The sequence below is a fragment of the Streptomyces asoensis genome, assembly GCF_016860545.1.
Taxonomy (GTDB): Bacteria; Actinomycetota; Actinomycetes; order Streptomycetales; family Streptomycetaceae; genus Streptomyces; species Streptomyces asoensis.
The window spans coordinates 96,124-120,292 of sequence record NZ_BNEB01000002.1; the positions used below are offsets into that span (position 1 = coordinate 96,124).

General features: G+C 71.0%; 23 protein-coding genes. 14 read left to right on the forward strand and 9 right to left on the reverse strand.

What is annotated here, in order from left to right; genetic code table 11:
• Window positions 1-140 precede the first annotated feature (140 nt).
• The 6 genes from Saso_RS03545 to Saso_RS03570 all read left to right on the forward strand — a co-directional run bounded on the left by Saso_RS03545 (window position 141) and on the right by Saso_RS03570 (window position 6,092).
• On the forward strand, window positions 141-1,352 hold the full coding sequence (locus Saso_RS03545) for a phosphoglycerate kinase (protein WP_203833504.1): 1,212 nt from the start codon (window positions 141-143) through the stop codon (window positions 1,350-1,352).
• A gap of 6 nt (window positions 1,353-1,358) precedes the next feature.
• Window positions 1,359-2,135 carry a triose-phosphate isomerase gene (tpiA, locus tag Saso_RS03550; RefSeq protein ID WP_203833505.1) on the forward strand — a complete coding sequence of 259 codons (777 nt, stop codon included), beginning with the start codon at window positions 1,359-1,361 and terminating at the stop codon, window positions 2,133-2,135.
• A 127-nt stretch (window positions 2,136-2,262) separates the two neighbouring features.
• Entirely contained in the window at window positions 2,263-2,493 is a 231-nt protein-coding gene (gene secG / locus Saso_RS03555) for a preprotein translocase subunit SecG (protein ID WP_020131907.1), read from the forward strand.
• Window positions 2,494-2,704: 211 nt separating this feature from the next.
• Window positions 2,705-3,040, forward strand: coding sequence for an RNA polymerase-binding protein RbpA (locus Saso_RS03560; protein ID WP_078615979.1), 336 nt, complete (start codon window positions 2,705-2,707; stop codon window positions 3,038-3,040).
• 361 nt (window positions 3,041-3,401) lie between these two features.
• Window positions 3,402-5,054 carry a glucose-6-phosphate isomerase gene (gene pgi, locus Saso_RS03565; protein WP_203833506.1) on the forward strand — a complete coding sequence of 551 codons (1,653 nt, stop codon included), beginning with the start codon at window positions 3,402-3,404 and terminating at the stop codon, window positions 5,052-5,054.
• 108 nt (window positions 5,055-5,162) lie between these two features.
• Complete coding sequence (locus Saso_RS03570) at window positions 5,163-6,092, forward strand: sulfur globule family protein (protein WP_189928745.1); 930 nt, start codon at window positions 5,163-5,165, stop codon at window positions 6,090-6,092.
• 30 nt (window positions 6,093-6,122) lie between these two features.
• Here the strand turns inward: Saso_RS03570 and pgl are convergent, their stop codons facing one another.
• Genes pgl through tkt form a run of 5 tightly spaced genes read right to left on the reverse strand, consistent with a single transcriptional unit; the run spans window position 6,123 to window position 12,789 of the window.
• Window positions 6,123-6,905 carry a 6-phosphogluconolactonase gene (gene pgl / locus Saso_RS03575; protein WP_189928744.1) on the reverse strand — a complete coding sequence of 261 codons (783 nt, stop codon included), beginning with the start codon at window positions 6,903-6,905 and terminating at the stop codon, window positions 6,123-6,125.
• Complete coding sequence (gene opcA / locus Saso_RS03580) at window positions 6,902-8,026, reverse strand: glucose-6-phosphate dehydrogenase assembly protein OpcA (RefSeq protein ID WP_189928743.1); 1,125 nt, start codon at window positions 8,024-8,026, stop codon at window positions 6,902-6,904. The genes pgl and opcA overlap by 4 nt, the downstream gene beginning before the upstream one ends.
• Window positions 8,023-9,546 carry a glucose-6-phosphate dehydrogenase gene (zwf, locus tag Saso_RS03585; RefSeq protein WP_203833522.1) on the reverse strand — a complete coding sequence of 508 codons (1,524 nt, stop codon included), beginning with the start codon at window positions 9,544-9,546 and terminating at the stop codon, window positions 8,023-8,025. The genes opcA and zwf overlap by 4 nt, the downstream gene beginning before the upstream one ends.
• Window positions 9,547-9,549: 3 nt before the next feature.
• Window positions 9,550-10,668 (reverse strand): transaldolase, encoded by a 1,119-nt coding sequence (gene tal / locus Saso_RS03590; RefSeq protein ID WP_189927931.1) that lies wholly within the window; start codon window positions 10,666-10,668, stop codon window positions 9,550-9,552.
• Between the two features lie 33 nt (window positions 10,669-10,701).
• Window positions 10,702-12,789 (reverse strand): transketolase, encoded by a 2,088-nt coding sequence (gene tkt / locus Saso_RS03595; RefSeq protein ID WP_189927930.1) that lies wholly within the window; start codon window positions 12,787-12,789, stop codon window positions 10,702-10,704.
• A 355-nt stretch (window positions 12,790-13,144) separates the two neighbouring features.
• Here tkt and Saso_RS03600 point away from each other — a divergent pair, with 355 nt between their 5' ends.
• The 4 genes from Saso_RS03600 (at window position 13,145) to Saso_RS03615 (ending at window position 16,564) form a co-directional block, all read left to right on the forward strand.
• Window positions 13,145-14,098 (forward strand): heme o synthase, encoded by a 954-nt coding sequence (locus tag Saso_RS03600; protein ID WP_189927929.1) that lies wholly within the window; start codon window positions 13,145-13,147, stop codon window positions 14,096-14,098.
• A 135-nt stretch (window positions 14,099-14,233) separates the two neighbouring features.
• The gene (locus tag Saso_RS03605) at window positions 14,234-14,590 is read left to right on the forward strand and encodes a hypothetical protein (RefSeq protein ID WP_189927928.1); all 357 of its coding nucleotides are present in this window, start codon (window positions 14,234-14,236) and stop codon (window positions 14,588-14,590) included.
• A 75-nt stretch (window positions 14,591-14,665) separates the two neighbouring features.
• A complete protein-coding gene (locus Saso_RS03610) occupies window positions 14,666-15,772 on the forward strand; it encodes an amidohydrolase family protein (protein ID WP_189927927.1) in 1,107 nt (368 codons plus the stop codon).
• Window positions 15,773-15,790: 18 nt separating this feature from the next.
• Window positions 15,791-16,564, forward strand: coding sequence for a nucleotidyltransferase (locus Saso_RS03615; protein WP_189927926.1), 774 nt, complete (start codon window positions 15,791-15,793; stop codon window positions 16,562-16,564).
• 34 nt (window positions 16,565-16,598) lie between these two features.
• Here Saso_RS03615 and Saso_RS03620 read toward each other — a convergent pair whose 3' ends face one another.
• The 4 genes from Saso_RS03620 to Saso_RS03635 form a co-directional block, all read right to left on the reverse strand.
• Complete coding sequence (locus tag Saso_RS03620) at window positions 16,599-17,609, reverse strand: COX15/CtaA family protein (RefSeq protein ID WP_189927925.1); 1,011 nt, start codon at window positions 17,607-17,609, stop codon at window positions 16,599-16,601.
• Window positions 17,610-17,676: 67 nt separating this feature from the next.
• Complete coding sequence (locus tag Saso_RS03625; RefSeq protein WP_189927924.1) at window positions 17,677-18,447, reverse strand: ABC transporter permease; 771 nt, start codon at window positions 18,445-18,447, stop codon at window positions 17,677-17,679.
• Window positions 18,444-19,367, reverse strand: coding sequence for an ABC transporter ATP-binding protein (locus Saso_RS03630; RefSeq protein ID WP_189927923.1), 924 nt, complete (start codon window positions 19,365-19,367; stop codon window positions 18,444-18,446). The genes Saso_RS03625 and Saso_RS03630 overlap by 4 nt, the downstream gene beginning before the upstream one ends.
• Window positions 19,368-19,454: 87 nt before the next feature.
• Window positions 19,455-20,255, reverse strand: a complete 801-nt coding sequence (locus tag Saso_RS03635) for an AAC(3) family N-acetyltransferase (protein ID WP_189927922.1) — start codon at window positions 20,253-20,255, stop codon at window positions 19,455-19,457.
• A 182-nt stretch (window positions 20,256-20,437) separates the two neighbouring features.
• On the opposite strand from Saso_RS03635, the gene Saso_RS03640 reads away from it, so the two are divergent.
• Genes Saso_RS03640 through Saso_RS03655 form a run of 4 tightly spaced genes read left to right on the forward strand, consistent with a single transcriptional unit; the run spans window position 20,438 to window position 24,163 of the window.
• The gene (locus tag Saso_RS03640; protein WP_189927921.1) at window positions 20,438-21,181 is read left to right on the forward strand and encodes a helix-turn-helix transcriptional regulator; all 744 of its coding nucleotides are present in this window, start codon (window positions 20,438-20,440) and stop codon (window positions 21,179-21,181) included.
• Window positions 21,178-22,602, forward strand: a complete 1,425-nt coding sequence (sufB, locus tag Saso_RS03645) for a Fe-S cluster assembly protein SufB (RefSeq protein ID WP_189927920.1) — start codon at window positions 21,178-21,180, stop codon at window positions 22,600-22,602. Before Saso_RS03640 ends, sufB begins: the two co-directional genes overlap by 4 nt.
• A 56-nt stretch (window positions 22,603-22,658) precedes the next feature.
• The gene (gene sufD / locus Saso_RS03650) at window positions 22,659-23,843 is read left to right on the forward strand and encodes a Fe-S cluster assembly protein SufD (protein WP_189927919.1); all 1,185 of its coding nucleotides are present in this window, start codon (window positions 22,659-22,661) and stop codon (window positions 23,841-23,843) included.
• The gene (locus tag Saso_RS03655; protein ID WP_189927918.1) at window positions 23,843-24,163 is read left to right on the forward strand and encodes a non-heme iron oxygenase ferredoxin subunit; all 321 of its coding nucleotides are present in this window, start codon (window positions 23,843-23,845) and stop codon (window positions 24,161-24,163) included. Before sufD ends, Saso_RS03655 begins: the two co-directional genes overlap by 1 nt.
• Window positions 24,164-24,169 lie beyond the last annotated feature (6 nt).

Below are 24,169 nucleotides of genomic sequence, written 5' to 3' on the forward strand. Positions count from 1 at the left end.
CCTCGATGTGAGTGCAGGGCTCGGGCGGCGCAGGGACGCGCCGCCCGAGCCCTGACGCACGTACGGATCAGCCTTCCTCACGGTCGCCGGCGATCACGAGCGATCACGAGCACCACGAGCCCTCTCCAGGAGCCCCCGTAATGAAGACGATCGACGAACTTCTCGCCGAAGGCGTCGCAGGCAAGCGGGTATTCGTCCGCGCCGACCTCAACGTGCCGCTCGACGGCGCCACCATCACCGACGACGGCCGCATCCGCGCCGTCCTGCCCACCGTCAAGGCCCTCGCGGACGCGGGCGCCAAGGTGGTCGTCGCCTCGCACCTGGGCCGCCCCAAGGGCGAGCCGGACCCCGCTTTCTCCCTCGCCCCCGCCGCCGACCGGCTGGGTGAACTCCTCGGCTCGACCGTGGCCTTCGCGACCGACACCGTCGGCGACTCCGCCCGGTCCACGGTCGCGGACCTCGCCGACGGTCAGGTCGCCGTCATCGAGAACCTGCGCTTCAACGCGGGCGAGACCAGCAAGGACGACGCCGAGCGCGGCGCCTTCGCCGACCGCCTCGCCGAGCTCGCCGACCTCTACGTCGGCGACGGGTTCGGCGCGGTCCACCGCAAGCACGCCTCCGTCTTCGACCTCCCGGCGCGGCTGCCGCACGCCGCCGGCTTCCTGATCGCCACCGAGGTCGGCGTCCTCAAGCAGCTCACCGACGACGTCAAGCGCCCCTACGTGGTCGCCCTCGGCGGCTCCAAGGTCTCCGACAAGCTCGCCGTCATCGACGAACTGCTCGGCAGGGCCGACCGGATCCTCATCGGCGGCGGCATGGCCTTCACCTTCCTCAAGGCGAAGGGCTACGAGATCGGCGCCTCCCTCGTCCAGGACGACCAGCTGCCCGTCGTCACCGAGTACGTCGAGCGCGCCGAGAAGAACGGCGTCGAGCTGGTCGTGCCCGTCGACGTGGTGGCCGCGGCCCGGTTCCCGGACCTGAAGACCAAGGCCCCGTCCGACCCCGTCACCGTCGACGCGGACGCGATCCCCGCCGACCTGATGGGCCTCGACATCGGTCCCCGCACCGGTGCCCTGTACGCCTCGAAGCTCGCCGACGCCGGCACCGTCTTCTGGAACGGTCCCATGGGCGTCTTCGAGCACCCCGACTACGCCGAGGGCACCAAGGCGGTCGCCCAGGCCCTCGTCGACTCCCCGGCTTTCACGGTCGTCGGCGGTGGTGACTCCGCCGCCGCCGTCCGCCTCCTGGGCTTCGACGAGAACGCATTCGGCCACATCTCGACCGGTGGCGGCGCCTCCCTCGAATACCTCGAGGGCAAGACGCTCCCCGGCCTCGCCGCACTGGAAGGCTGACCCCGCATGACCACTCGCACGCCGCTGATGGCGGGCAACTGGAAGATGAACCTCAACCACCTCGAGGCCATCGCCCACGTCCAGAAGCTCGCCTTCGCCCTGGCCGACAAGGACTACGAGGCCGTCGAGGTCGCCGTCCTGCCGCCCTTCACCGACCTGCGCTCCGTGCAGACGCTGGTCGACGGCGACAAGCTGAAGATCAAGTACGGTGCCCAGGACATCTCGGCGCAGGACTCCGGCGCCTACACCGGCGAGATCTCCGGCTCCATGCTCGCCAAGCTGAAGTGCACGTTCGTGGCGGTCGGCCACTCCGAGCGCCGCCAGTACCACAACGAGACCGACGACATCGTCAACGCCAAGGTCAAGGCCGCCTACAAGCACGGCCTGACCCCGATCCTGTGCGTGGGCGAGGAGCTGGACGTCCGCGAGGCGGGCAACCACGTCGCGCACACCCTCGCCCAGGTCGAGGGCGGTCTCAAGGAGCTCCCGGCCGAGCAGGCCGAGGCGGTCGTGATCGCGTACGAGCCCGTCTGGGCCATCGGTACCGGCAAGGTCTGCGGCGCCGAGGACGCGCAGGAGGTCTGCGCGGCCATCCGCGGCAAGATCGCCGAGCTGTACAGCCAGGAGCTGGCCGACAAGGTCCGCATCCAGTACGGCGGCTCCGTGAAGTCGGGCAACGTCGCCGAGATCATGGCGCAGGCCGACATCGACGGCGCGCTGGTCGGCGGTGCCTCGCTGGACACCGACGAGTTCGTCAAGATCGTGCGCTTCCGCGACCAGTGATCCGAACTGTGAGTATGCGGTAGCGACGATCCGTCGTACCCTTGCGGGGGCATAGCGGGTGCCGCTATGCCCCCGTCGTCCGTCCGAGTCGTTATCCGAATCCGAGGAAGTTGGTCCAGCCGTGGTTTTGGGGTTCTCGATCGCCCTGATCGTCTTCAGCCTGCTGCTGATGCTGCTGGTGCTGATGCACAAGGGGAAGGGCGGCGGCCTCTCCGACATGTTCGGTGGCGGCATGCAGTCCTCCGTCGGCGGCTCCTCGGTCGCCGAGCGCAACCTGGACCGCATCACCGTCGTGATCGGTCTGCTCTGGTTCGCCTGCATCATCGTGCTCGGCATCGTCATGAAGACGAACAGCTGATCAGCTTCGCACAGGCACGCACATTCCGGTACGTATGGCCCCATGTTCGGTACGCGCAGCTGAGCGCGGCCTATCATGGGGCTTGCGTCCAGGTGTGGAAGCTGTAACTCCAAGCACTGGACGCGCGTTGGGCCTTACGTAGACTGAGGCGCTCGCAGCGAAGCGAAACGCCGACTCGCTTTGCGGCACCATCACGCAGGGAGTTACGACCGTGGCAAGTGGCAACGCGATCCGAGGAAGCCGGGTCGGGGCGGGGCCGATGGGCGAGGCCGAGCGGGGCGAGTCCGCGCCGCGTCTGCGCATCTCCTTCTGGTGCTCCAACGGACACGAGACGGTGCCCAGCTTCGCCAGCGACGCGCAGGTTCCCGAGACCTGGGACTGCCCGCGCTGCGGCTTTCCCGCCGGCCAGGACCGGGACAACCCCCCGGACCCACCGCGCACCGAGCCCTACAAGACGCACCTCGCCTACGTGCGGGAGCGGCGCAGCGACGCGGACGGCGAGGCGATCCTCGCCGAGGCGCTCGCCAAACTGCGGGGCGAGATCTGACGACCGAGACCGGCCGGGTGCCCCAGGGCGTCCGGCCGGATCTGTCTCCGGCCCGGGCGACCGCCCGAGCCCGGCTCGCCCCCACCCCCTGCGCCCCGTCGCACCCCTGCGCGCCGTAGCCCTCGCGCTCGCCGCCTCTCCGCGCACGGCGCGCGCCCTCCCTGCCCGCCCCGCGCCCGCCGCTGCCGGAATCTGCTCGCCGGCCCCGCGTTGATACCCCCGGGCCGGGCGGACGTACCTGTTGTTGTCCCGTGCGACCGTGGCCCGTCGACCCGTGCGACGTGCTGATCAACTAGGTTGGAACCGGCGGGACAAGGCGTGCGCAGCACGGACAGATGAGGAAAGAGGGCTGAAGTCCGACATGAACGCAGACGGCCGTACGAGGCTCAACCAGACACCCGAGTGGACCGCGCTGGGCAGACACCGCGAGGAACTCGGCGAGGTGCGGCTGCGGGAGCTGTTCGCCGCCGACCCCGGACGCGGCGCCGGCTACACGGTGCAGGTCGGCGACCTGCGCATCGACTACTCCAAGAACCTGGTCACGGACGAGACACTGCGGCTCCTGCGTGAACTGGCCGCCGCGACGGACGTCTTCGGTCTCCGGGACGCCATGTTCCGCGGTGAGAAGATCAACGTCACGGAGGACCGTGCGGTCCTGCACACCGCGCTGCGGGCGCCCGCGGACGCGGTGGTCGAGGTCGACGGGGAGAACGTGGTCCCCGAGGTGCACGCGGTCCTGGAGCGGATGTCCGGCTTCGCCGGGCGGGTGCGTTCGGGTGAGTGGACCGGTCACACGGGCCGCCGGATCCGCAATGTCGTCAACATCGGCATCGGCGGCTCGGACCTGGGCCCGGCCATGGCCTACGAGGCGCTGCGGGCCTTCACCGACCGCTCGCTGACCTTCCGGTTCGTCTCCAACGTCGACGGCGCCGACCTCCACGAGGCCGTCCAAGGCCTGGACCCGGCCGAGACGCTGTTCGTCGTCGCGTCGAAGACGTTCACCACGATCGAGACGATCACCAACGCCACCTCGGCGCGCGGCTGGCTGCTCGACGGGTTCGGCGGCGACGAGAAGGCCGTCGCCCGGCACTTCGTCGCGCTGTCGACCAACGCCGAGAAGGTGGCCGGCTTCGGCATCGACACGGCCAACATGTTCGAGTTCTGGGACTGGGTCGGCGGCCGCTACTCCTTCGACTCGGCGATCGGCCTGTCGCTGATGATCGCCATCGGCCCCGACCGCTTCCGTGAACTCCTCGACGGCTTCCACCTCGTCGACGAGCACTTCCGCACCGCGCCCGCCGAAGCCAACGCCCCGCTCCTGCTGGGCCTGCTGGGCATCTGGTACGGCAACTTCCACGACGCCCAGTCGCACGCCGTGCTCCCCTACAGCCACTACCTCTCCAAGTTCACCGCCTACCTCCAGCAGCTCGACATGGAGTCCAACGGCAAGTCCGTGGACCGCGAGGGCCGCCAGGTCGACTGGCAGACCGGCCCCGTCGTCTGGGGCACCCCCGGCACCAACGGACAGCACGCCTACTACCAGTTGATCCACCAGGGCACGAAACTGATCCCCGCCGACTTCATCGGCTTCGCCGAGCCGGCCGCCGAGCTGAGCACGGAGCTCAAGGCGCAGCACGACCTGCTGATGGCCAACTTCTTCGCCCAGACTCAGGCGCTGGCCTTCGGCAAGACGCCCGAGGAGGTGCGGGCCGAGGGAGTGCCGCAGGAACTGGTCGCCCACAAGACGTTCCGGGGCAACCACCCCACGACCACGATCCTCGCCCGTGAGCTGACCCCCTCGGTGCTCGGCCAGCTCATCGCCCTCTACGAGCACAAGGTGTTCGTCCAGGGCGCGGTGTGGAACATCGACTCCTTCGACCAGTGGGGCGTGGAGCTCGGCAAGGTGCTCGCCAAGCGGGTCGAACCCGCCCTCACCGAAGGCACCGAGGTCCCCGGCCTCGACGCGTCCACCATTGCTCTGGTCGCCAAGTACCGCGAGCTGCGCGGCCGTTGAGGGTCGCTGCCCGCCACGGGCGCAATGCGGGAAGCGGGCGGCGCCCGGCCGTCCGCTTCCCGTAGACTCCCCGGCGATCATGAGGACGATCGCTCGGGGGAGAGCAACGTGAGCAGTGCGCGCAGGAGTTGGACCGACGGCTCGCTGACCGTCCGTTCCTTCCTGAAACCCCACAGGGCGGCGTGGGCGGTGTTCCACCCGGCGTGGATACCGCAGGCGCTCGACCCGACGGTGGAGCGGCTCAAGCGCGGCCGGGTCGTCGCCGGGGCGATCGCGGCCGTCGGCGTCTACACCTTCGTCGAGGGCGGCTTCGCCTTCGAGGAGATGCTGGAGAACACGGCGATCGCCTCCGCCGTCCTGTTCTTCCTCACCCCGCTCACCGTCGGCGTGATGCTCCTCGTCTGGCGGCGCACCGGCACCGTCCGTCAGCTGCGGACCCCGCTCCTCGACTCGCTCAAGCTGCTGCTCCTCTTCGTCGCCTGTGTCTTCGCGACCGTGGGGATCTTCCAGTCGAGCGAGATGGTCGGGCTGGTGCCGCGGATGCTGCTCACCCTGGCCGGCCTGTGGATGGCCTTCTTCGTGATGGCGGGCGCCGTCCGGCTCTCCGGGAACTTCTTCGGGTCCGCTGCGGTGCACCGCTGTCTGCCGCCGCTGCTCGCCACGGTGACGACCTGGCTGATGGCCGTCCCCGACCTGGTCACCGGCGATCTGCACGGACTGAGCCTCACCATGGGCGTCGTCTTCATCCTGGGGGCGCCCGTGACGGTCTCCGGCATCGCACTGCTCGAGATGCGCCGCCTCAAGCGCCGCTACGGCATCCTGCTGGGAGCCCACCCGGCCACCCTGCCCCCGGCCCCCGCCGGTTTGCCGCCCCAGGTCCCGCCCCCGGTCCCGCCGCAGGCGAACCCGTACGGACGGCCGCCGTACGGACAGCCCTACGGTTCTCCCTACGCGCCGGGCCCGGGGCGGCCGTTCCCCCAGGGCAACCCATACGGCGGCCACCGGGCCCGCAACGGGCAGAACCCGTACGGCGGTTGACCGTACGGGTTCTGAGCGGTGCCGACCGGGTCAGGCGGACGCCGGAGGGTACAGCGACCTCGGCAGCCGGGAGGCCGCCGCCGTGTCCAGGAGCCACAGGGTGCGGGACCTGCCCCGGGCACCCGCCGCCGGGGCCTGGATCTCGCCCGCGCCGGACAGCGCGATCGCCGCGGCCTGTGCCTTGTCCTCGCCGGCCGCGAGCAGCCACACCTCACGGGCCGCCCGGATCGCCGGGAGGGTGAGCGTGACCCGGGTCGGCGGGGGCTTGGGCGCGCCGCGCACCCCCACCACCGTGCGTTCGGTCTCCCGTACGGCCGGCAGCTCCGGGAAGAGCGAGGCCACATGGGTGTCCGGGCCGACGCCCAGCATCAGGACGTCGAAGGCGGGCACGCCGTCGTGGTTCTCCGCACCCGCCGCACGGGCCAGTTCCTCGGCGTAGGCGGCCGCGGCCGCCTCCACGTCCGCGCCGTACGGACCGTCCGACGCGGGCATGGCGTGCACACGCTCGGGGTCCACGGGGACGGAGTCCAGCAGGGCCGCGCGGGCCTGGGTGACGTTGCGCTCCGGGTCGCCCTCGGGCACGAAACGCTCGTCGCCCCACCACAGGTCGAGCCGGGACCAGTCGACGGCGTCACGGGCGGGCGCCGCGGCCAGGGCGGCCAGCAGGCCGTTGCCGTTGCGTCCGCCGGTGAGGACCACGGACGCCTGGCCCCGGGAGGCCTGGGCGTCCACGATCTTCGTGATGAGGCGGGCCGCGGCGGCCTGGGCCATCAGGTCCTTGTCGTGGTGCACGACCAGCTGGGGAGTGCTCACTGCGGATCCGCTTTCCTGACCGGGGGCATCTGCGCGGGCGTCGGCCGGTCGGCGTCCCCCGGTCCTGCCGGGGCCGCGGCAGGCGCGGAGCCCTTGGCGGAGGCCGCGGAGTCCGGCACGCCACGCACCGGGAGGGACGGCGGGGGCTGCGAGGAGGCCTCGGCCCGCTCCGCCTCCCGTTCCGCCGCCGACTGGATCCCGCCGAGCCGGTCCACGCCGAACCGCAGCGCGGACGCGTAGGTGTCGTCGGGGTCGAGCCTGCGCAGCTCCTCCGCGAGCAGCTCGGACGTCTCGCGGCGCTTGAGCGCCACCGCGCGGTCCGGCTGGCCGGGCAGCGCCAGGGTGGCCATCGCGCCGTCCGACCGGTGCAGCGTGATGGGGCCGCCCGTGGTCTCCATCCGGACCTGGGTCAGACCCGGGCCGGCCGAGATAGCGCGCCGCACGTGCACATGGAGCCGGTCGGCGAGCCACATGGCGAGCAGCTCGACGCTCGGGTTGGACTCCTCGCCCGCCACTTCGGCGGACACGATCTCGCAGCTGACCTGGTCGAGCGCGGCGGCCAGCATCGAGCGCCACGGGGTGATCCGGGCCCACGCGAGGTCGGTGTCACCGGGTTCGTAGCTCTCGGCCCGGGCCCGCAGCTCGTTGACGGGCTTCTCGGCCGCGTAGCTGTCGGTGACCCGGCGCTGGCCCAGGGCGCCCAGCGGATCGCCCGCGGGATCGCGCGGAGCGTCCACCGACCACCAGACCACCACCGGGGCGTCGGGGAGCAGCAGCGGCAGCACGACCGACTGGGCGTGGTCGGACACCTCGCCGTACAGCCGGAGGATCACCGTCTCGCCGCTGCCCGCGTCCGCGCCCAGCCGAACCTCGGCGTCGAGTCGGGACTGGGTGCGGCCGCGGGGGGAGCGCGAGACGCGCTTGATGACCACGAGCGTGCGCGAGGGGTGCTCGCGCGAGGCGTCGTTGGCGGCCTTCAGGGCGTCGTAGGCGTTCTCCTCGTCCGTGACGACGACGAGGGTGAGCACCATGCCGACGGCGGGTGTGCCTATCGCGCGCCTGCCTTGCACCAACGCCTTGTTGATCTTGCTGGCAGTGGTGTCCGTGAGGTCTGTCTTCATGGCCGGCGCCAGCTCCGTCCGTCTCGCTCGAGCATCTGGTCGGCCTCGACGGGACCCCAGGTGCCCGACGGGTACTGCGCGGGCTTGCCGTTCTTGTCCCAGTACTGCTCGATCGGGTCGAGGATCTTCCAGGACAGCTCCACCTCTTCCGTGCGGGGGAAGAGGTTCGAGTCGCCCAGCAGCACGTCGAGGATCAGCCGCTCGTAGGCCTCGGGGCTGGACTCCGTGAAGGACTCGCCGTAGGCGAAGTCCATCGACACGTCCCGGATCTCCATGGAGGTGCCGGGGACCTTGGAGCCGAAGCGGACCGTGATGCCCTCGTCCGGCTGGACGCGGATGACGATCGCGTTCTGGCCGAGCTCCTCGGTGGCGGTGGAGTCGAAGGGGGAGTGCGGGGCCCGCTGGAAGACCACCGCGATCTCGGTGACCCGCCGGCCGAGGCGCTTGCCGGTGCGCAGGTAGAACGGGACGCCCGCCCAGCGGCGGTTGTCCACCCCGAGCTTGACGGCCGCGTAGGTGTCGGTCTTCGACTTGGGGTCGATGCCGTCCTCTTCGAGGTAGCCGACGGCCTTCTCGCCGCCCTGCCACCCGGCCGCGTACTGACCGCGCACGGTGGAGCGGCCCAGGTCCTTGGGCAGGCGCACGGCGCCGAGCACCTTGGTCTTCTCGGCGGCCAGCGCGTCGGCGTCGAAGGAGGCGGGCTCCTCCATGGCGGTGAGGGCCATGAGCTGGAGCAGGTGGTTCTGGATGACGTCACGGGCGGCGCCGATGCCGTCGTAGTAGCCGGCCCGGCCGCCGATGCCGATGTCCTCGGCCATGGTGATCTGCACGTGGTCCACGAAGGACCGGTTCCAGATCGGCTCGAACATGGTGTTGGCGAAACGGAGCGCCAGGATGTTCTGGACGGTCTCCTTGCCGAGGTAGTGGTCGATGCGGAAGACCTGGTCCGGGGCGAAGACCTCGTGGACGACCTTGTTGAGCTCCTCCGCGGAGGCGAGGTCGTGCCCGAAGGGCTTCTCGATGACCGCGCGGCGCCAGGAGCCGTTCTTCTGGTCGGCGAGACCGTGCTTCTTCAGCTGCTGGATGACGACCGGGAAGGAACGCGGCGGCACGGACAGGTAGAAGGCGAAGTTGCCGCCCGTGCCCTGCGCCTTGTCGAGCTCCTCGATCGTGCCGCGCAGCCGCTCGAACGCCTCGTCGTCGTCGAAGGTGCCCTGCACGAAGCGCATGCCCTGCACCAGCTGCTGCCAGACCTCCTCGCGGAACGTCGTGCGCGCGTGCTCCTTGACGGCGTCGTGGACCTCCTGCGCGAAGTCCTCGTGCTCCCACTCCCGCCGGGCGAAGCCCACCAGCGAGAAGCCCGGCGGCAGCAGACCCCGGTTGGCGAGGTCGTACACGGCGGGCATGAGCTTCTTCCGGGACAAATCGCCCGTGACGCCGAAGATGACCAGGCCCGACGGCCCCGCGATACGCGGGAGCCGTCGGTCGGCGGGGTCACGCAGCGGGTTGCTGCTCGACAGAGTTCAGCCCTCCGAGGGGGCGAGGCGCCGGAGCTCCGCCTCGGTCGACTTGAGCAGGTCGTTCCAGGACGCCTCGAACTTGTCCACGCCCTCGTCCTCGAGGAGCTGGACGACCTCGTCGTAGGAGATGCCGAGCTTCTCGACGGCGTCGATCTCCGCGCGGGCCTGCTCGTAGGTGCCGGCGACGGTGTTGCCGGTGATGTCGCCGTGGTCCTCGGCGGCGAACAGGGTCGCCTCCGGCATGGTGTTCACCGTGTTCGGCGCCACCAGGTCGTCCACGTACAGGGTGTCCTTGTAGGCGGGGTCCTTCACACCGGTGGAGGCCCACAGCGGGCGCTGCTTGTTGGCGCCCGCCTTCTCCAGCGCGGCCCAGCGCTCGCCGCCGAAGACCTCCTCGTACGCCTGGTAGGCGAGGCGGGCGTTGGCGAGACCGGCCTTGCCGCGGGCGGCCTTGGCCTCGTCGGTGCCGAGCGCGTCGAGCCGCTTGTCGATCTCGGTGTCCACGCGGGACACGAAGAAGGACGCCACGGAGTGGATCTTCGACAGGTCCAGGCCCCGCTCCTTGGCCTGCTCCAGCCCGGTCAGGTACGCGTCCATGACCTGGCGGTAGCGCTCGAGCGAGAAGATCAGCGTCACGTTCACGCTGATGCCGAGCCCGATGACCTCGGAGATGGCCGGCAGGCCGCCCATCGTGGCCGGGATCTTGATGAGGGTGTTGGGGCGGTCGACCAGCCAGGCGAGCTGCTTGGCCTCGGCGACCGTCGGCTTGGTGTGGTGCGCGAGGCGCGGGTCGACCTCGATCGAGACCCGGCCGTCCTGGCCGCCGGTGGCGTCGAAGACCGGGCGCAGGATGTCGGCGGCGTCACGGACGTCCGCCGTCGTGATCATGCGGATGGCCTCTTCGACGGTCACCTTGCGGGCGGCGAGGTCGGACAGCTGCTGGTCGTAGCCGTCGCCCTGCGAGATCGCCTTCTGGAAGATCGACGGGTTGGTGGTGACGCCCACGACGTGCTGCTGGTCGATCAGCTCGGCGAGGTTGCCGGACGTGATCCGCTTGCGCGACAGGTCGTCCAGCCAGATCGCGACGCCTTCTTCGGAGAGGCGCTTGAGTGCGTCTGTCATGGAATTACATCTCCTACGGGTCGTATGTGAGCGTCAGCGCTGGGCGGCGGCGAGGGATTCCCGGGCCTTCGCGGCCACGTTCTCGGCAGTGAAGCCGTACTCCTCGAAGAGGACCTTGCCGTCGGCGGAAGCACCGAAGTGCTCCAGGGAAACGATGCGGCCGGCGTCCCCTACGTACTTGTGCCAGGTGAGGCCGATGCCGGCCTCGACCGAGACCCGGGCCTTGACGGACGGGGGCAGAACGCTCTCCCGGTACCCCTGGTCCTGCTCCTCGAACCACTCCACGGACGGCATGGACACCACGCGCGTGGGCACGCCGTCGGCTTCGAGCCGCTCGCGGGCCTCGGCGGCGACGTGCACCTCGGAGCCGGTCGCGATGAGGATCACCTCGGGCGTCCCCGTCGAGGCCTCGAACAGGACGTAGCCGCCCTTGGCCGCGTTCTCGTCGGGCTCGTAGGTCGGCACGCCCTGGCGGGTGAGGACCAGGCCGTGCGGGGCGCCCTTGCCGAAGACCTTGGTCCAGCGGCGGAGGATCTCGCGCCAGGCGATGGCCGTCTCGTTGGCGTCCGCGGGGCGGACGACGTTCAGGCCGGGGATGGCGCGCAGCGAGGCCAGGTGCTCGACCGGCTGGTGGGTGGGGCCGTCCTCGCCGAGACCGATGGAGTCGTGCGTCCACACGTAGGTGACCGGCACGTGCATCAGCGCGGAGAGGCGTACGGCGTTGCGCATGTAGTCGGAGAACACGAGGAACGTGCCGCCGTAGATGCGGGTGTTGCCGTGCAGCGCGATGCCGTTCATCTCCGCCGCCATGGAGTGCTCGCGGATGCCGAAGTGCACGGTGCGGCCGTACGGGCCGGCCTCGGGCAGCGGGTTGCCCTCGGGCAGGAACGACGAGGTCTTGTCGATCGTCGTGTTGTTCGAGCCGGCCAGGTCGGCGGAGCCGCCCCACAGCTCGGGGATGACGGCGCCGAGCGCCTGGAGCACCTTGCCGGACGCGGCACGGGTGGCGACACCCTTGCCGGGCTCGAAGACCGGGAGCTTCTCCTCCCAGCCGGTGGGCAGCTCGCCCGCGGCGATGCGGTCGAACTCGGCGGCACGCTCGGTGTTGCCCTCCCGCCACAGCTGGAAGGACTTCTCCCACTGCGCCTTCGCCTCGGCGCCCCGCCGCAGGGCACCCCGGGTGTGGGTGATGACCTCGTCCGCGACCTCGAAGGACTTCTCCGGGTCGAAGCCGAGGACGCGCTTGGTGGCCGCGACCTCGTCGTCGCCGAGCGCCGAGCCGTGCGCGGCCTCGGTGTTCTGCGCGTTCGGGGCGGGCCAGGCGATGATCGAGCGCATCGCGATGAAGGACGGCTTGTCCGTCACCGCCTTCGCGGCCTCGATCGCGTCGTAGAGGGCGTGCGGGTCGAGGTCGCCGTCCGGCTTCGGGGCGACGCGCTGCACGTGCCAGCCGTACGCCTCGTACCTTTTGACGGTGTCCTCGGAGACGGCCGTCTCCGTGTCGCCCTCGATCGAGATGTGGTTGTCGTCCCAGAGCAGGACGAGGTTGCCGAGCTTCTGGTGCCCGGCCAGCGAGGACGCCTCGGCGGAGATGCCCTCCTGGAGGCAGCCGTCACCGGCGATCGCGTAGACGAAGTGGTCGAACGGCGACTCGCCGACCGGGGCCTCGGGGTCGAACAGACCGCGCTCGTAGCGGGCGGCCATGGCCATGCCCACGGCGTTCGCGACACCCTGGCCCAGCGGGCCGGTCGTCGTCTCGACGCCCGTGGTGTGGCCGTACTCCGGGTGACCCGGCGTCTTCGAGCCCCAGGTGCGGAACGACTTCAGGTCCTCCAGCTCCAGACCGAAGCCGGCCAGGTACAGCTGGGTGTAAAGCGTCAGGGACGAGTGGCCCGCGGACAGCACGAAGCGGTCGCGGCCGACCCAGTCGGCGTCCGCCGGGTCGTGCCGCATCACCTTCTGGAAGAGGGTGTAGGCGGCAGGCGCCAGGCTCATCGCCGTACCGGGATGGCCGTTGCCGACCTTCTGTACGGCGTCGGCGGCCAGGACGCGGGCGGTGTCCACCGCCCGCTGGTCCAACTCGGTCCACTCGAGGTCTGTGGTGGTCGGCTTGGTGCTCACCCTGGGTCAGGGCTCCTCTCCACATGTCACGCATGTCGAATGCCGGTGCACGCGGCGCCCACCGGCCGTTGTCGAGCCTACCCCCGTGAGAACGTGCATTTTTTCGAGTCATTCCAGACTGCCGGGAGGATCGGTGATCCGCCTCCCGACCGGTGTGTTCCCTGTTCGGCAAGTGAATACGGAGCCGCTCGTACGAGTGCTCAACGGAGTACCCACCGGCTCTTCCGGGGGCGCCGTCCAACACGACCCCACCCCCGCGAATGTCGGGGTATGGGCAACGTCTACAGTGGCGTGGTACGCGCGAGCCTTTACGGGGAGTTCACACCCCCGGGCTTGCTGGGAGTCTCTGTCAGGGGTGTGCGTGACGGCCGTTGAATCCCGTCCAGTGGGGATTGTCGGGGCGAGCCAGAACCCGAGCCGGCGGCCGGTGGGGGCCCGGGTCAAGGCGTTCGTGGCGCTGACCAAGCCACGGATCATCGAACTGCTGCTGATCACCACCGTCCCGGTGATGTTCCTGGCGCAGCAGGGCGTTCCGGACCTGGGTCTGGTGGTGCTGACCTGCCTCGGCGGATATCTGTCCGCGGGCGGCGCGAACGCGCTCAACATGTACATCGACCGCGACATCGACGCGCTGATGGACCGCACCTCGCAGCGTCCGCTGGTCACCGGCATGGTCAGCCCGCGTGAATGCCTCGCCTTCGGAATCACCCTCGCGGTGGTCTCCACACTGTTGTTCGGTCTCACCGTCAACTGGCTGTCGGCCTGGCTCGCCCTCGGCGCACTCCTCTTCTACGTCGTCGTCTACACGATGATCCTCAAGCGCCGTACCTCGCAGAACATCGTGTGGGGCGGCATCGCCGGCTGCATGCCCGTGCTGATCGGCTGGTCGGCCGTGACGGACTCGGTGTCCTGGGCGCCGGTCGTCCTCTTCCTCGTCATGTTCTTCTGGACGCCGCCGCACTACTGGCCGCTGTCCATGAAGGTCAAGGAGGACTACGCGCGCGTGGGCGTGCCCATGCTGCCGGTGGTGGCGTCCAACAAGACCGTCGCCAAGCAGATCGTCCTCTACAGCTGGGTGATGGTCGCCGTCTCCCTGCTGCTGACCCCGCTGGGCTACACCGGGTGGTTCTACACCTCGGTCGCGCTGGTGGCCGGCGGCTGGTGGCTGTGGGAGGCGCACGCCCTCCAGAACCGCGCCAAGGCCGAGGTCACCGGCGGGAAGCTCAAGGAGATGCGGCTGTTCCACTGGTCGATCACCTATGTCTCGCTGCTGTTCGTGGCGGTCGCGGTGGACCCCTTCCTGCGCTGAGTTCCCGCCCCGCCCCTCCCGGGTCCCCCCGGACGGGGCGGATACGCCCACGGCCGACGAACGGCCGGGGTGCGTGGTCAAGGCCACGCACCCCGGCCGTCGCCGTTCGACCTACCCGTCGGTAGCATCCTGGCCATGGCAGACACCAAGCAGGTTGACGACACCGCCGACGCCAAGAAGGCCGCCAGGGCCGAGCGCAGGGCCGCCCGGCTCGCCAAGCAGATCAGCGCCTTCGCCAAGGAGCACGGCGGCGCCGAGGGCCAGATCGCGTACCTCGGCGACCGCGGCGCCCGTATCGTCCTCGTGGGCGAGGACGGCGGCTGGGGCGACCTGGTGGCCCCCTCGGTCGCCGTCGCCGAGAACGCCGTCGGCAAGGCCGGGATCACCGTCCACGAGGCCTTCGACGGCGAGTTCGCGGCGAAGGTGAAAACGGGCCCGTACGAGTGGACACGGATGGCCGGGATCCAGGTCGGCGGACCGAAGAACGGCTGAGCAGCAACAACCTGACACCCCGGTCACCCGTTAGGACCCGTGGAAGCGACGTGGTCCATCTCCCGGGGAGTCCGGATGATCGAAACGCCGTCCTTGGTGGACCAGTACTGCCACGGCGTCCTGAGAACGGAGCTGGGTCTCGGCACCTTCGAGGCCCAGCTGGCCCGCACCGAGGGCCCGCCCGCCCCGGGCACCACGCTCTTCGACACCCAGACGGGGTTCGCGGTACGCCGCTGGTGCCCCCCGCTGCTCGGCCTGGAACCGCACGCGCCGCCCGCCCGCTATCTCGCCCGGCGTCGTGAACTCGGCGTACTCGAAGCGGGCCGCCGGCTGCTGCGCGGAAGCGGCATCACGACCTATCTCGTCGACACGGGGCTGCCCGGCGATCTGACGGGACCGGGCGAGCTCGCCTCGGCCGGCGACGCCGAGGCGCGGGAGATCGTGCGCCTGGAGCTCCTCGCCGAACAGGTCGCCGACACCTCCGGCACCGTGGAGTCCTTCCTCGCCAACCTCGCCGAGTCGGTCCACGGGGCCGCCGCGAACGCCGTCGCCTTCACCTCCGTCGCGGGCGTCCGCCACGGCCTCGCCCTCGCGCCCGAACCGCCCGGCCCGGGCGAGGTGCGGGGCGCGGCGGGCCGCTGGCTGGCCGCGCGCACGGTCGGCGGCGAGCTGTTCGACCCGGTGCTCCTGCGGCACCTGCTCTGGATCGCCGTCGCCTCCGGGCTGCCCCTGCAACTGCACGCGGGCCTCGGCGAGCCAGGGGCGCGCATCGACCGCACGGACCCGGTCCTGCTGACGGACTTCGTGCGCGCGACGGCGGGCCTCGGCACCGACCTCGTCCTGCTGCACGGCTACCCCTACCACCGGCACGCCGCCCACCTCGCGGGCGTGTTCCCGCACGTCTACGCCGACTCCGGCGCCGCGCTCGTGCGCACCGGGGCCCGCGCCGCGACGATCCTCGCCGAGATCCTGGAGCTGGCCCCCTTCGGCAAGATCCTGTTCTCCAGCGGGGCCCGGGGCCTGCCCGAGCTGCACGTGGTCGGGGCCCGGCTGTTCCGGGAGGCCCTGACCCGGGTGCTCGGCACCTGGGTGGCCGAGGGCGCGTGGTCGCCGGGGGACGCCCAACGGGTCGCGGGACTGATCGCCGCGGGCAACGCGCGCCGGGTGTACGGGCTGGGCTGAGACCGCGAGACTGGGCGCATGACCAGCCCCACGGAAGGCCTGCTCGACCGGTTCCGCACCGGACTCACCGGACTCACCGGCCCCGCGGGGGCGGCGCCCCTCGCCCTGTGGGCCCACGGCTCGCTGGCCGGGGGCGACTACCAGGAGGGCCGCAGCGACCTGGACCTCGTCGCGGTCCTCGCGGGGCCCCTCGCCCCGCGTGCCGTGTGGGCCCTCGCCCGGCTGCACGCCCGGCTGCGCGGGGAGCCGCTCGCCCCGCTGCTGCACTGCACCTACCTCACCCCGGCCGCCGCGGCCGATCCCGGGCGCCGGCACCTCACCTGGGCGCACGGCGAGCTGTTCCGGCGGCCGGTCACCCCGGTGACCCGGCGCGAGCTGCTCGACTTCGGGCGGGTGCTGCACGGCGAGCCGCCGGGCGCCCTGCTGCCTCCCGTGCCGGACCGGGAGCTCGGCGAGTTCGTCGTCCGCGACCAGCGGGACTTCTGGCGGCCCGCCGTCGACAGGGCCCACCTGTGGAGCCAGGACGTCTGGGTCGACCTCGGGCTGCTGACCTTCGCGCGGGCGACGGTCACGGTGCGCGACGGCCGGCTGGTGTCCAAGCGCCGGGCCCTCGACGAGCTGCCCGCGCTGGGCGCGCCCGAGGAGGTCGTGGCCGACATCGAGCGGCGCCGCTACGACGGGGGCGGCGGGGCCGCCGGCACGGCCGACGGGGACTGGCGGACCCGCCGTGCCCGGCTGACCCGGGGTTTCCTGGGACCGGCGATCGACGGGCTGGTAGCCGCCCACACGTGACGCGCCCACACATGACCGCGCCCGCGCCGGTGTCTCAGCCGCGTGAGCCGACCGTGGCCTCCGCCGAGGGGCCCGGCAGGTCTACGGTCGTCTCCGGCCGCTCGCGCAGCGCCAGCAGCACCCGCAACACCGCGATCCACACCAGGCACGAGCCGAGCATGTGCAGCCCGACGAGGGCCTCGGGAAGGTCGGTGAAGTACTGGACGTAGCCGATGACGCCCTGCCCGAGCAGCACCAGGAACAGGTCCCGGGTGCGGTCCAGCGGGTTCTTCGGCGCGTCGACCGCCTTGAGGATGAACCACAGGGCGAAGGTCAGCGTCACCACGATCCAGGCGAGCACGGCGTGCAGCTTGGCCACCGTCTCCCAGTCCAGCGGCATCCGCTCGACCTTGCTGGAGTCGCCGGCGTGCGGGCCCGCGCCGGTCACCACGGTGCCGACGGCGATCAGCAGCGTCGAGGCGGCGACCAGGAACCACACCAGTTGCTGCACGGGCTTGCCGACCAGCGGGCGGGGCGGCGCGTCGCCCTCCGCGGCCCGCTGCCACATCACCGCGGCGACCGCGATCAGCGCCGAGGCGGCCAGGAAGTGCGCCGCCACCGTGTACGGGTTGAGGCCGACGAGGACCACGATCCCGCCGAGCACGGCGTTGCTCATCACCAGCCAGAACTGCGCCCAGCCCAGCCGGGTCAGGCTCCGCCGGTACGGCTTCTGCGAGCGCGCGGCGACGATCGCCCAGCCGATGGCCGCGCACAGCACGTACGTCAGCATGCGGTTGCCGAACTCGATGGCCCCGTGGACACCCATGGCGCCGGTCGCGGTGAGCGAGTCGTCGGTGCACTTGGGCCAGGTCGGGCAGCCCAGGCCGGAGCCCGTGAGCCGTACGGCACCGCCGGTGACCACGATCACCACCGACATGACGAGCGCGGACAGGGTCGCCCGCCGGACCGTCCGGTGGTCCGGGGTCCAGCGCGCGGCGATGAAGGCGAGCGGGTTGCGCGCGGCGGCTACGACGTCGGCACGAGTCACGTTTGGCACGCCTCCCATCGTAGGCGGCCGCTTGTGCACGCATTCACGAGGGTCCCCCGGGTCCGCGCGGCGGGCCGCCCGCGGATCACTCCCAGCGGAAGAAGCGGCCGGCCGCCGCGAGTCCGACGACCGCCCACACCGCGAGGATCACGAGGTCGCCCCAGGGGGTGCCCGCGCCGTGCTGGAGCACGTCCCGCAGGCCGTCGGAGAGGGCCGACACGGGGAGCAGGCCCAGCACGTCCTGGGCGCCGGCGGGGAACTTCTCGAGCGGGACGATCACCCCGCCGCCCACCAGCAGCAGCAGGAAGACCAGGTTGGCCGCGGCCAGCGTCGCCTCCGCCTTGAGGGTGCCCGCCATCAGCAGACCGAGGCCCGAGAAGGCGGCGGTGCCCAGCACCAGGAGCAGCACGACGGCCACCGGGGAGCCGTGCGGGTCCCACCCGAGGGCGAACGCGATCACCGTCAGCAGGAGCACCTGGAGGATCTCGGTGACCAGGACCGACAGCGTCTTCGCCGTCATCAGGCCCCAGCGGGGCAGCGGGGAGGAGGCGAGCCGCTTCAGCACGCCGTAGCGGCGTTCGAAACCGGTCGCGATGGCCTGCCCCGTGAAGGCCGTCGACATCACGGCGAGCGCGAGGATGCCGGGCGCGAGGAAGTCGACGGCCTCGCCCGCGCCGGTGTCGACGATGTCCACGGTACTGAACAGCACCAGCAGCAGCGTGGGGATCACGACGGTCAGCAGCAGCTGCTCACCGTTGCGCAGGAGCATCTTCGTCTCCAGCGCCGCCTGGGTCCCGATCATGCGGGACAGCGGTGCGGCCCCGGGCCGGGGGGTGTAGGTGCCGGTGGCGGTCACGAGCGCAGCTCCTTGCCGGTCAGTTCCAGGAAGACGTCCTCCAGGGTGTGCCGCTCGACCGAGATGCGGTCCGGCATCACCCCGTGCTGGGCGCACCAGGAGGTGACCGTCGCCAGCAGTTGCGGGTCGACCTTGCCCGTCACCCGGTAGGAGCCCGGGGTCAGCTCGGCGGCGGAGCTGTCGGCGGGCAGGGCCTTGAGCAGGGAGCCCACGTCGAGGCCGGGGCGGCCGGTGAACCGCAGGGTGTTCTCGGCGCCGCCGCGGCACAGCTGCTCGGGGGAGCCCTGCGCGATGACACGGCCCGCGTCGATGATCGCGACGTCGTCGGCGAGCTGCTCCGCCTCGTCCATGTGGTGGGTGGTCAGGATGACCGAGACGCCGTCCGCCCGCAGGTCCCGCACCAGCTCCCAGGTGGCGCGGCGGGCCTGCGGGTCGAGGCCCGCCGTCGGCTCGTCGAGGAACACCAGCTCCGGCCGGCCGACGACGGCCATGGCCAGCGACAGGCGCTGCTGCTGGCCGCCGGAGAGCCGGCGGTAGGTCGTGCGGCCGCAGGAGCCGAGGCCGAGGCGTTCGACGAGCGCGTCCACGTCCAGCGGGTGCGCGTGCAGTTTCGCCATGTGCCGCAGCATCTCGTCGGCCCGCGCACCCGAGTACACGCCGCCCGACTGGAGCATCACACCGATCCGCGGACGCAGCGCGGAGCCCTCCCGCACGGGGTCGAGGCCGAGGACGCGCACCGTGCCGGAGTCCGGTCTGCGGTACCCCTCGCAGGTCTCGACGGTGGTCGTCTTGCCGGCGCCGTTGGGTCCGAGGACGGCGGTCACGCCGGCCCGCGCCGTCAGGTCGAGGCCGTCCACCGCGGTCTTCGTCCCGTACCGCTTCACCAGGGCCTCGACCCGGACGACAGGCTCACTTCGCATGGCTCAAGAGTCTAGGTTCGCGGGCGGGGGCCCCGAGCGGGGGGTACGGGAACCGGCCACGGGCGGCGGGGCGCGTGCCCCGCGGACTCAGATCTCGTCCTCGCGGGACCGGTGCAGCGGCAGCCAGCGCTCGGCGTAGGCCACGGCCTCCGCGACCGTGAACAGCCGCGCGTCGGCCGCGCCCACCCTGCCCCGTACGACGTCACGGTCGCGTTCGAAGTCGTGGCCCAGCTCGTCGAAGCGGTCGGAGTCGATCGACACCTCGGTCATGACCTCCCACGTACCGTCCGGTCCGGGCCGGCCCACCTCGACGAGCGGCGCCGGGATCCGGTACTCGGCCAGGTGGAAGCTGGTGCAGGTGTCGTAGCCGGTGCCGAGGAGCAGGACCCGCGCCCCCGCCTTCTCCAGCCGCGCCAGCGGGCTGTGCTCGCCGAGCCGGCAGTCGGGCGCGTGGCCCTCGGTGAGCTCAGCGGCCCGCGCCCCGAGCGCGGCGAACGAGGTCTGCGGATGGGCGCTGCGCACGGCGCCGGGCCAGGTGCGGACCGTCTCCGGGACGACGCCCACGCCGAGGGCGGGGGTGGTGCGGGGGTCGTAGACGGGCATGGTCGCCCGGATCCGGTCCCACCACTGCGCCGGGACCGGCGGATTGCTCCACAGGGCCGGGTCGGACAGGTCGCCGGACTGGGTGGGGACCACGAGTGTGCCGTCCGGGCCGAGCGCGTCGAGCAGCCCCCGCACCACCGTGACGGGGCCTCCGCACACCCAGCCGAGTGAACTGAGCGAGGAGTGCACGAGGAGGATCTCCCCGGGCACGACACCGAGCGCGTAGAGCTCCGCGGTGAGGGAGTCGCGGGTGACGAGCGGGCCGGTCGGAGCGGGTATGGGCATGGTTGGGCAGTGTCCTGCACGGCTGCGCCGCGGGCCAGTGGTTTTCCGCCCGTCCGTCCCGCTCCGATCGACCGGAGATCGTTTACGCAGGTCAGATTAGGTATGCCTAAGTGACGCAGGGCACCGTCCGGTGATCGGGACGCGGCTTGCCTGCCCCGAAGGAATTACGCAACAATGGCGTTGTGAAAAACGTCGGCGAGGCTCGGGAGACCCCCACGGGTACCCCGCAGGAAGAGATCGCGACCGGTGAGCGCTCCACGCGCAACCGGGTCGCGCGCTCGATCCTGGACCACGGGCCCTCGACCGTCGCCGAGCTCGCCGCGCGGCTGCGCCTCACCCAGGCCGCCGTCCGCCGCCACCTCGACGCCCTCGTCGCCGACGACGTCGTCCAGGCCCGTGAGCAGCGGGTGTACGGAGCGCGCACGCGCGGGCGCCCCGCCAAGGTGTTCGCCCTCACCGACTGCGGCCGCGACGCCTTCGACCAGTCCTACGACAAGCTCGCCGCGGACGCCCTGCGCTGGATCCAGGACCGCCTCGGCGGGGACGAGGCCGTCGTCGCCTTCGCCCGCGCGCGGATCGCCGAACAGGCCGCCGGGTACCGCCGGGCGATCGAGGCCGCCGCCCCCGAGGAGCGGACCGAAGCCCTGGCCAAGGCCCTGAGCGCGGACGGGTACGCTGCTACGGCGCGCAGCGCGCCGGTCGGCGAGCAGCTGTGCCAGCACCACTGCCCCGTCGCCCATGTCGCGGAGAAGTTCCCGCAGCTCTGCGAGGCGGAGACCGAGATCTTCTCCCAGTTGCTCGGGACGCACGTCCAGCGGCTGGCGACCATCGCCCACGGCGACGGTGTCTGCACGACGTTCATCCCCAGAGTTTCGACAGCCACCCACAACGCATCCGCAAGCACCGCCGGGAGGAACCCCGCATGACGCTCCCCATCGAGGAGACTGCCCACCCCGAGCTCGAGGGTCTGGGCAACTACGAATATGGCTGGGCCGACTCGGACGTGGCCGGTGCCTCCGCCAAGCGCGGCATCAACGAGGATGTCGTCAAGGACATCTCCGCGAAGAAGTCCGAGCCGGAGTGGATGACGAAGCTGCGTCTGAAGGGCCTCCGGCTCTTCGACAGGAAGCCCATGCCCAACTGGGGCTCGGACCTGTCGGGGATCGACTTCGACAACATCAAGTACTTCGTGCGCTCCACGGAGAAGCAGGCGGAGTCCTGGGAGGACCTGCCCGAGGACATCAAGAACACGTACGACAAGCTCGGCATCCCGGAGGCGGAGAAGCAGCGCCTCGTCGCGGGCGTCGCGGCCCAGTACGAGTCCGAGGTCGTCTACCACCAGATCCGCGAGGACCTGGAGGAGCAGGGCGTCATCTTCCTCGACACCGACACCGCGCTGAAGGAGCACCCCGAGCTCTTCAAGGAGTACTTCGGCACCGTCATCCCGGTCGGCGACAACAAGTTCGCGTCGCTGAACACCGCGGTGTGGTCCGGCGGCTCCTTCATCTACGTGCCGAAGGGCGTGCACGTGGAGATCCCGCTCCAGGCCTACTTCCGGATCAACACCGAGAACATGGGCCAGTTCGAGCGGACCCTGATCATCGTCGACGAGGGCGCCTACGTGCACTACGTCGAAGGCTGCACGGCACCGATCTACAAGTCGGACTCGCTGCACAGCGCCGTGGTCGAGATCATCGTCAAGAAGAACGCCCGCTGCCGCTACACGACCATCCAGAACTGGTCGAACAACGTCTACAACCTGGTCACCAAGCGCGCCGTGGCGTACGAGGGCGCGACCATGGAGTGGATCGACGGCAACATCGGCTCCAAGGTGACGATGAAGTACCCGGCCGTCTACCTGATGGGCGAGCACGCCAAGGGCGAGACCCTCTCCATCGCCTTCGCGGGCGAGGGCCAGCACCAGGACGCCGGCTCCAAGATGGTCCACATGGCGCCGAACACGTCGTCCAACATCGTCTCGAAGTCCGTGGCGCGCGGCGGCGGCCGTACCTCCTACCGCGGTCTCGTCGAGATCGGCGAGGGCGCGCACGGCTCGAAGTCCAACGTGCTGTGCGACGCGCTGCTCGTCGACACCATCTCCCGCTCCGACACGTACCCCTACGTGGACGTCCGCGAGGACGACGTGTCCATGGGCCACGAGGCGACCGTCTCCAAGGTCTCCGAGGACCAGCTCTTCTACCTGATGAGCCGCGGTCTGAGCGAGTTCGAGGCGATGGCGATGATCGTGCGCGGCTTCGTCGAGCCCATCGCCAAGGAGCTGCCCATGGAGTACGCCCTCGAGCTCAACCGGCTGATCGAGCTGCAGATGGAGGGCGCGGTCGGCTGACCCCGCCCATCGGCCAGCACACTTCTTGATTTCAGAAAGCGAGCACTACGACAGCCATGGCTGAGGCTCAGAACTCCACGGTGGGGTCCTCCACCACCGCAGGATCGATCGCGGTGGCCGCCGAGTCGACCGTCGCCACGCGCATGAGCGCGCCCCCGTCCTTCGACGTCGCGGACTTCCCGGTCCCGCACGGCCGCGAGGAGGAGTGGCGGTTCACGCCGCTGGAGCGGCTGCGCGGGCTGCACGACGGCACCGCCGTCGCGGCCGGCGAGGGCGTGAAGGTCGCCGTCGAGGCGCCGGAGGGCGTCTCCGTCGAACTCGTGGACCGCGACGACCCGCGCCTCGGCAGGGCGGGCACCCCGGTGGACCGGGTCGCCGCCCAGGCGTACTCCGCGTTCGAGAAGGCCGGCGTGATCACCGTCCCCAAGGAGACGGTGCTCACCGAGCCGATCCGCATCGCGGTGCACGGCGAGGGCGGGGTCTCCTACGGCCACCAGGTCGTCGAGCTGGGCGCCTTCGCCGAGGCCGTCGTCGTCATCGACCACACCGGTGACGCCGTGCTCGCCGCCAACGTCGACTACGTCCTCGGGGACGGCGCGAAGCTGACCGTCGTCTCCGTCCAGGACTGGGACGACAAGGCCGTGCACGTGGCCCAGCACAACGCCCTCGTCGGGCGCGACGCGAGCTTCAAGTCGGTCGTCGTGACCTTCGGCGGCGACCTCGTGCGCCTGCACCCGCGCGTCGCGTACGCCGGTCCCGGCGCCGAGGCCGAGCTGTTCGGTCTGTACTTCACGGACGCCGGTCAGCACCAGGAGCACCGCCTCCTGGTCGACCACAACGTCCCGCACTGCAAGTCCAACGTCGTCTACAAGGGCGCGCTCCAGGGCGAGGCCGCGCACGCCGTGTGGATCGGTGACGTACTCATCGAGGCCAGGGCCGAGGGCACGGACACCTACGAGATGAACCGCAACCTCGTCCTCACGGACGGCGCCCGCGTCGACTCGGTGCCCAACCTGGAGATCGAGACCGGCGAGATCGTCGGCGCCGGCCACGCCTCCGCCACCGGCCGCTTCGACGACGAGCAGCTCTTCTACCTGATGGCCCGCGGCATCCCGGCCGACGAGGCCCGTCGCCTGGTGGTCCGCGGCTTCTTCGCCGAGCTGGTCCAGCAGATCGGTGTCGACGACATCGAGGAGCGCCTGCTCGCCAAGATCGAGACCGAGCTCGAGGCCACGGTCTGATGGCGGCCTTCGTACGCGCCTGCGGGCTGAGCGAGCTGGAGGAGGACACCCCCAAGCGGGTGGAACTCGACGGCACGCCGGTCTCGGTCGTGCAGACCGAGGGGGAGGTGTTCGCGATCCACGACATCTGCTCGCACGCGAACGTCTCGCTCTCCGAGGGCGAGGTGGAGGACTGCCAGATCGAGTGCTGGCTGCACGGCTCCAGCTTCGACCTCCGCACCGGCAAGCCGTCCGGCCTTCCCGCGACGCGCCCCGTCCCCGTATACCCCGTAAAGATCGAAGGGGACGATGTGCTCGTCTCCCTCAACCAGGAGTCCTGAGGCAAT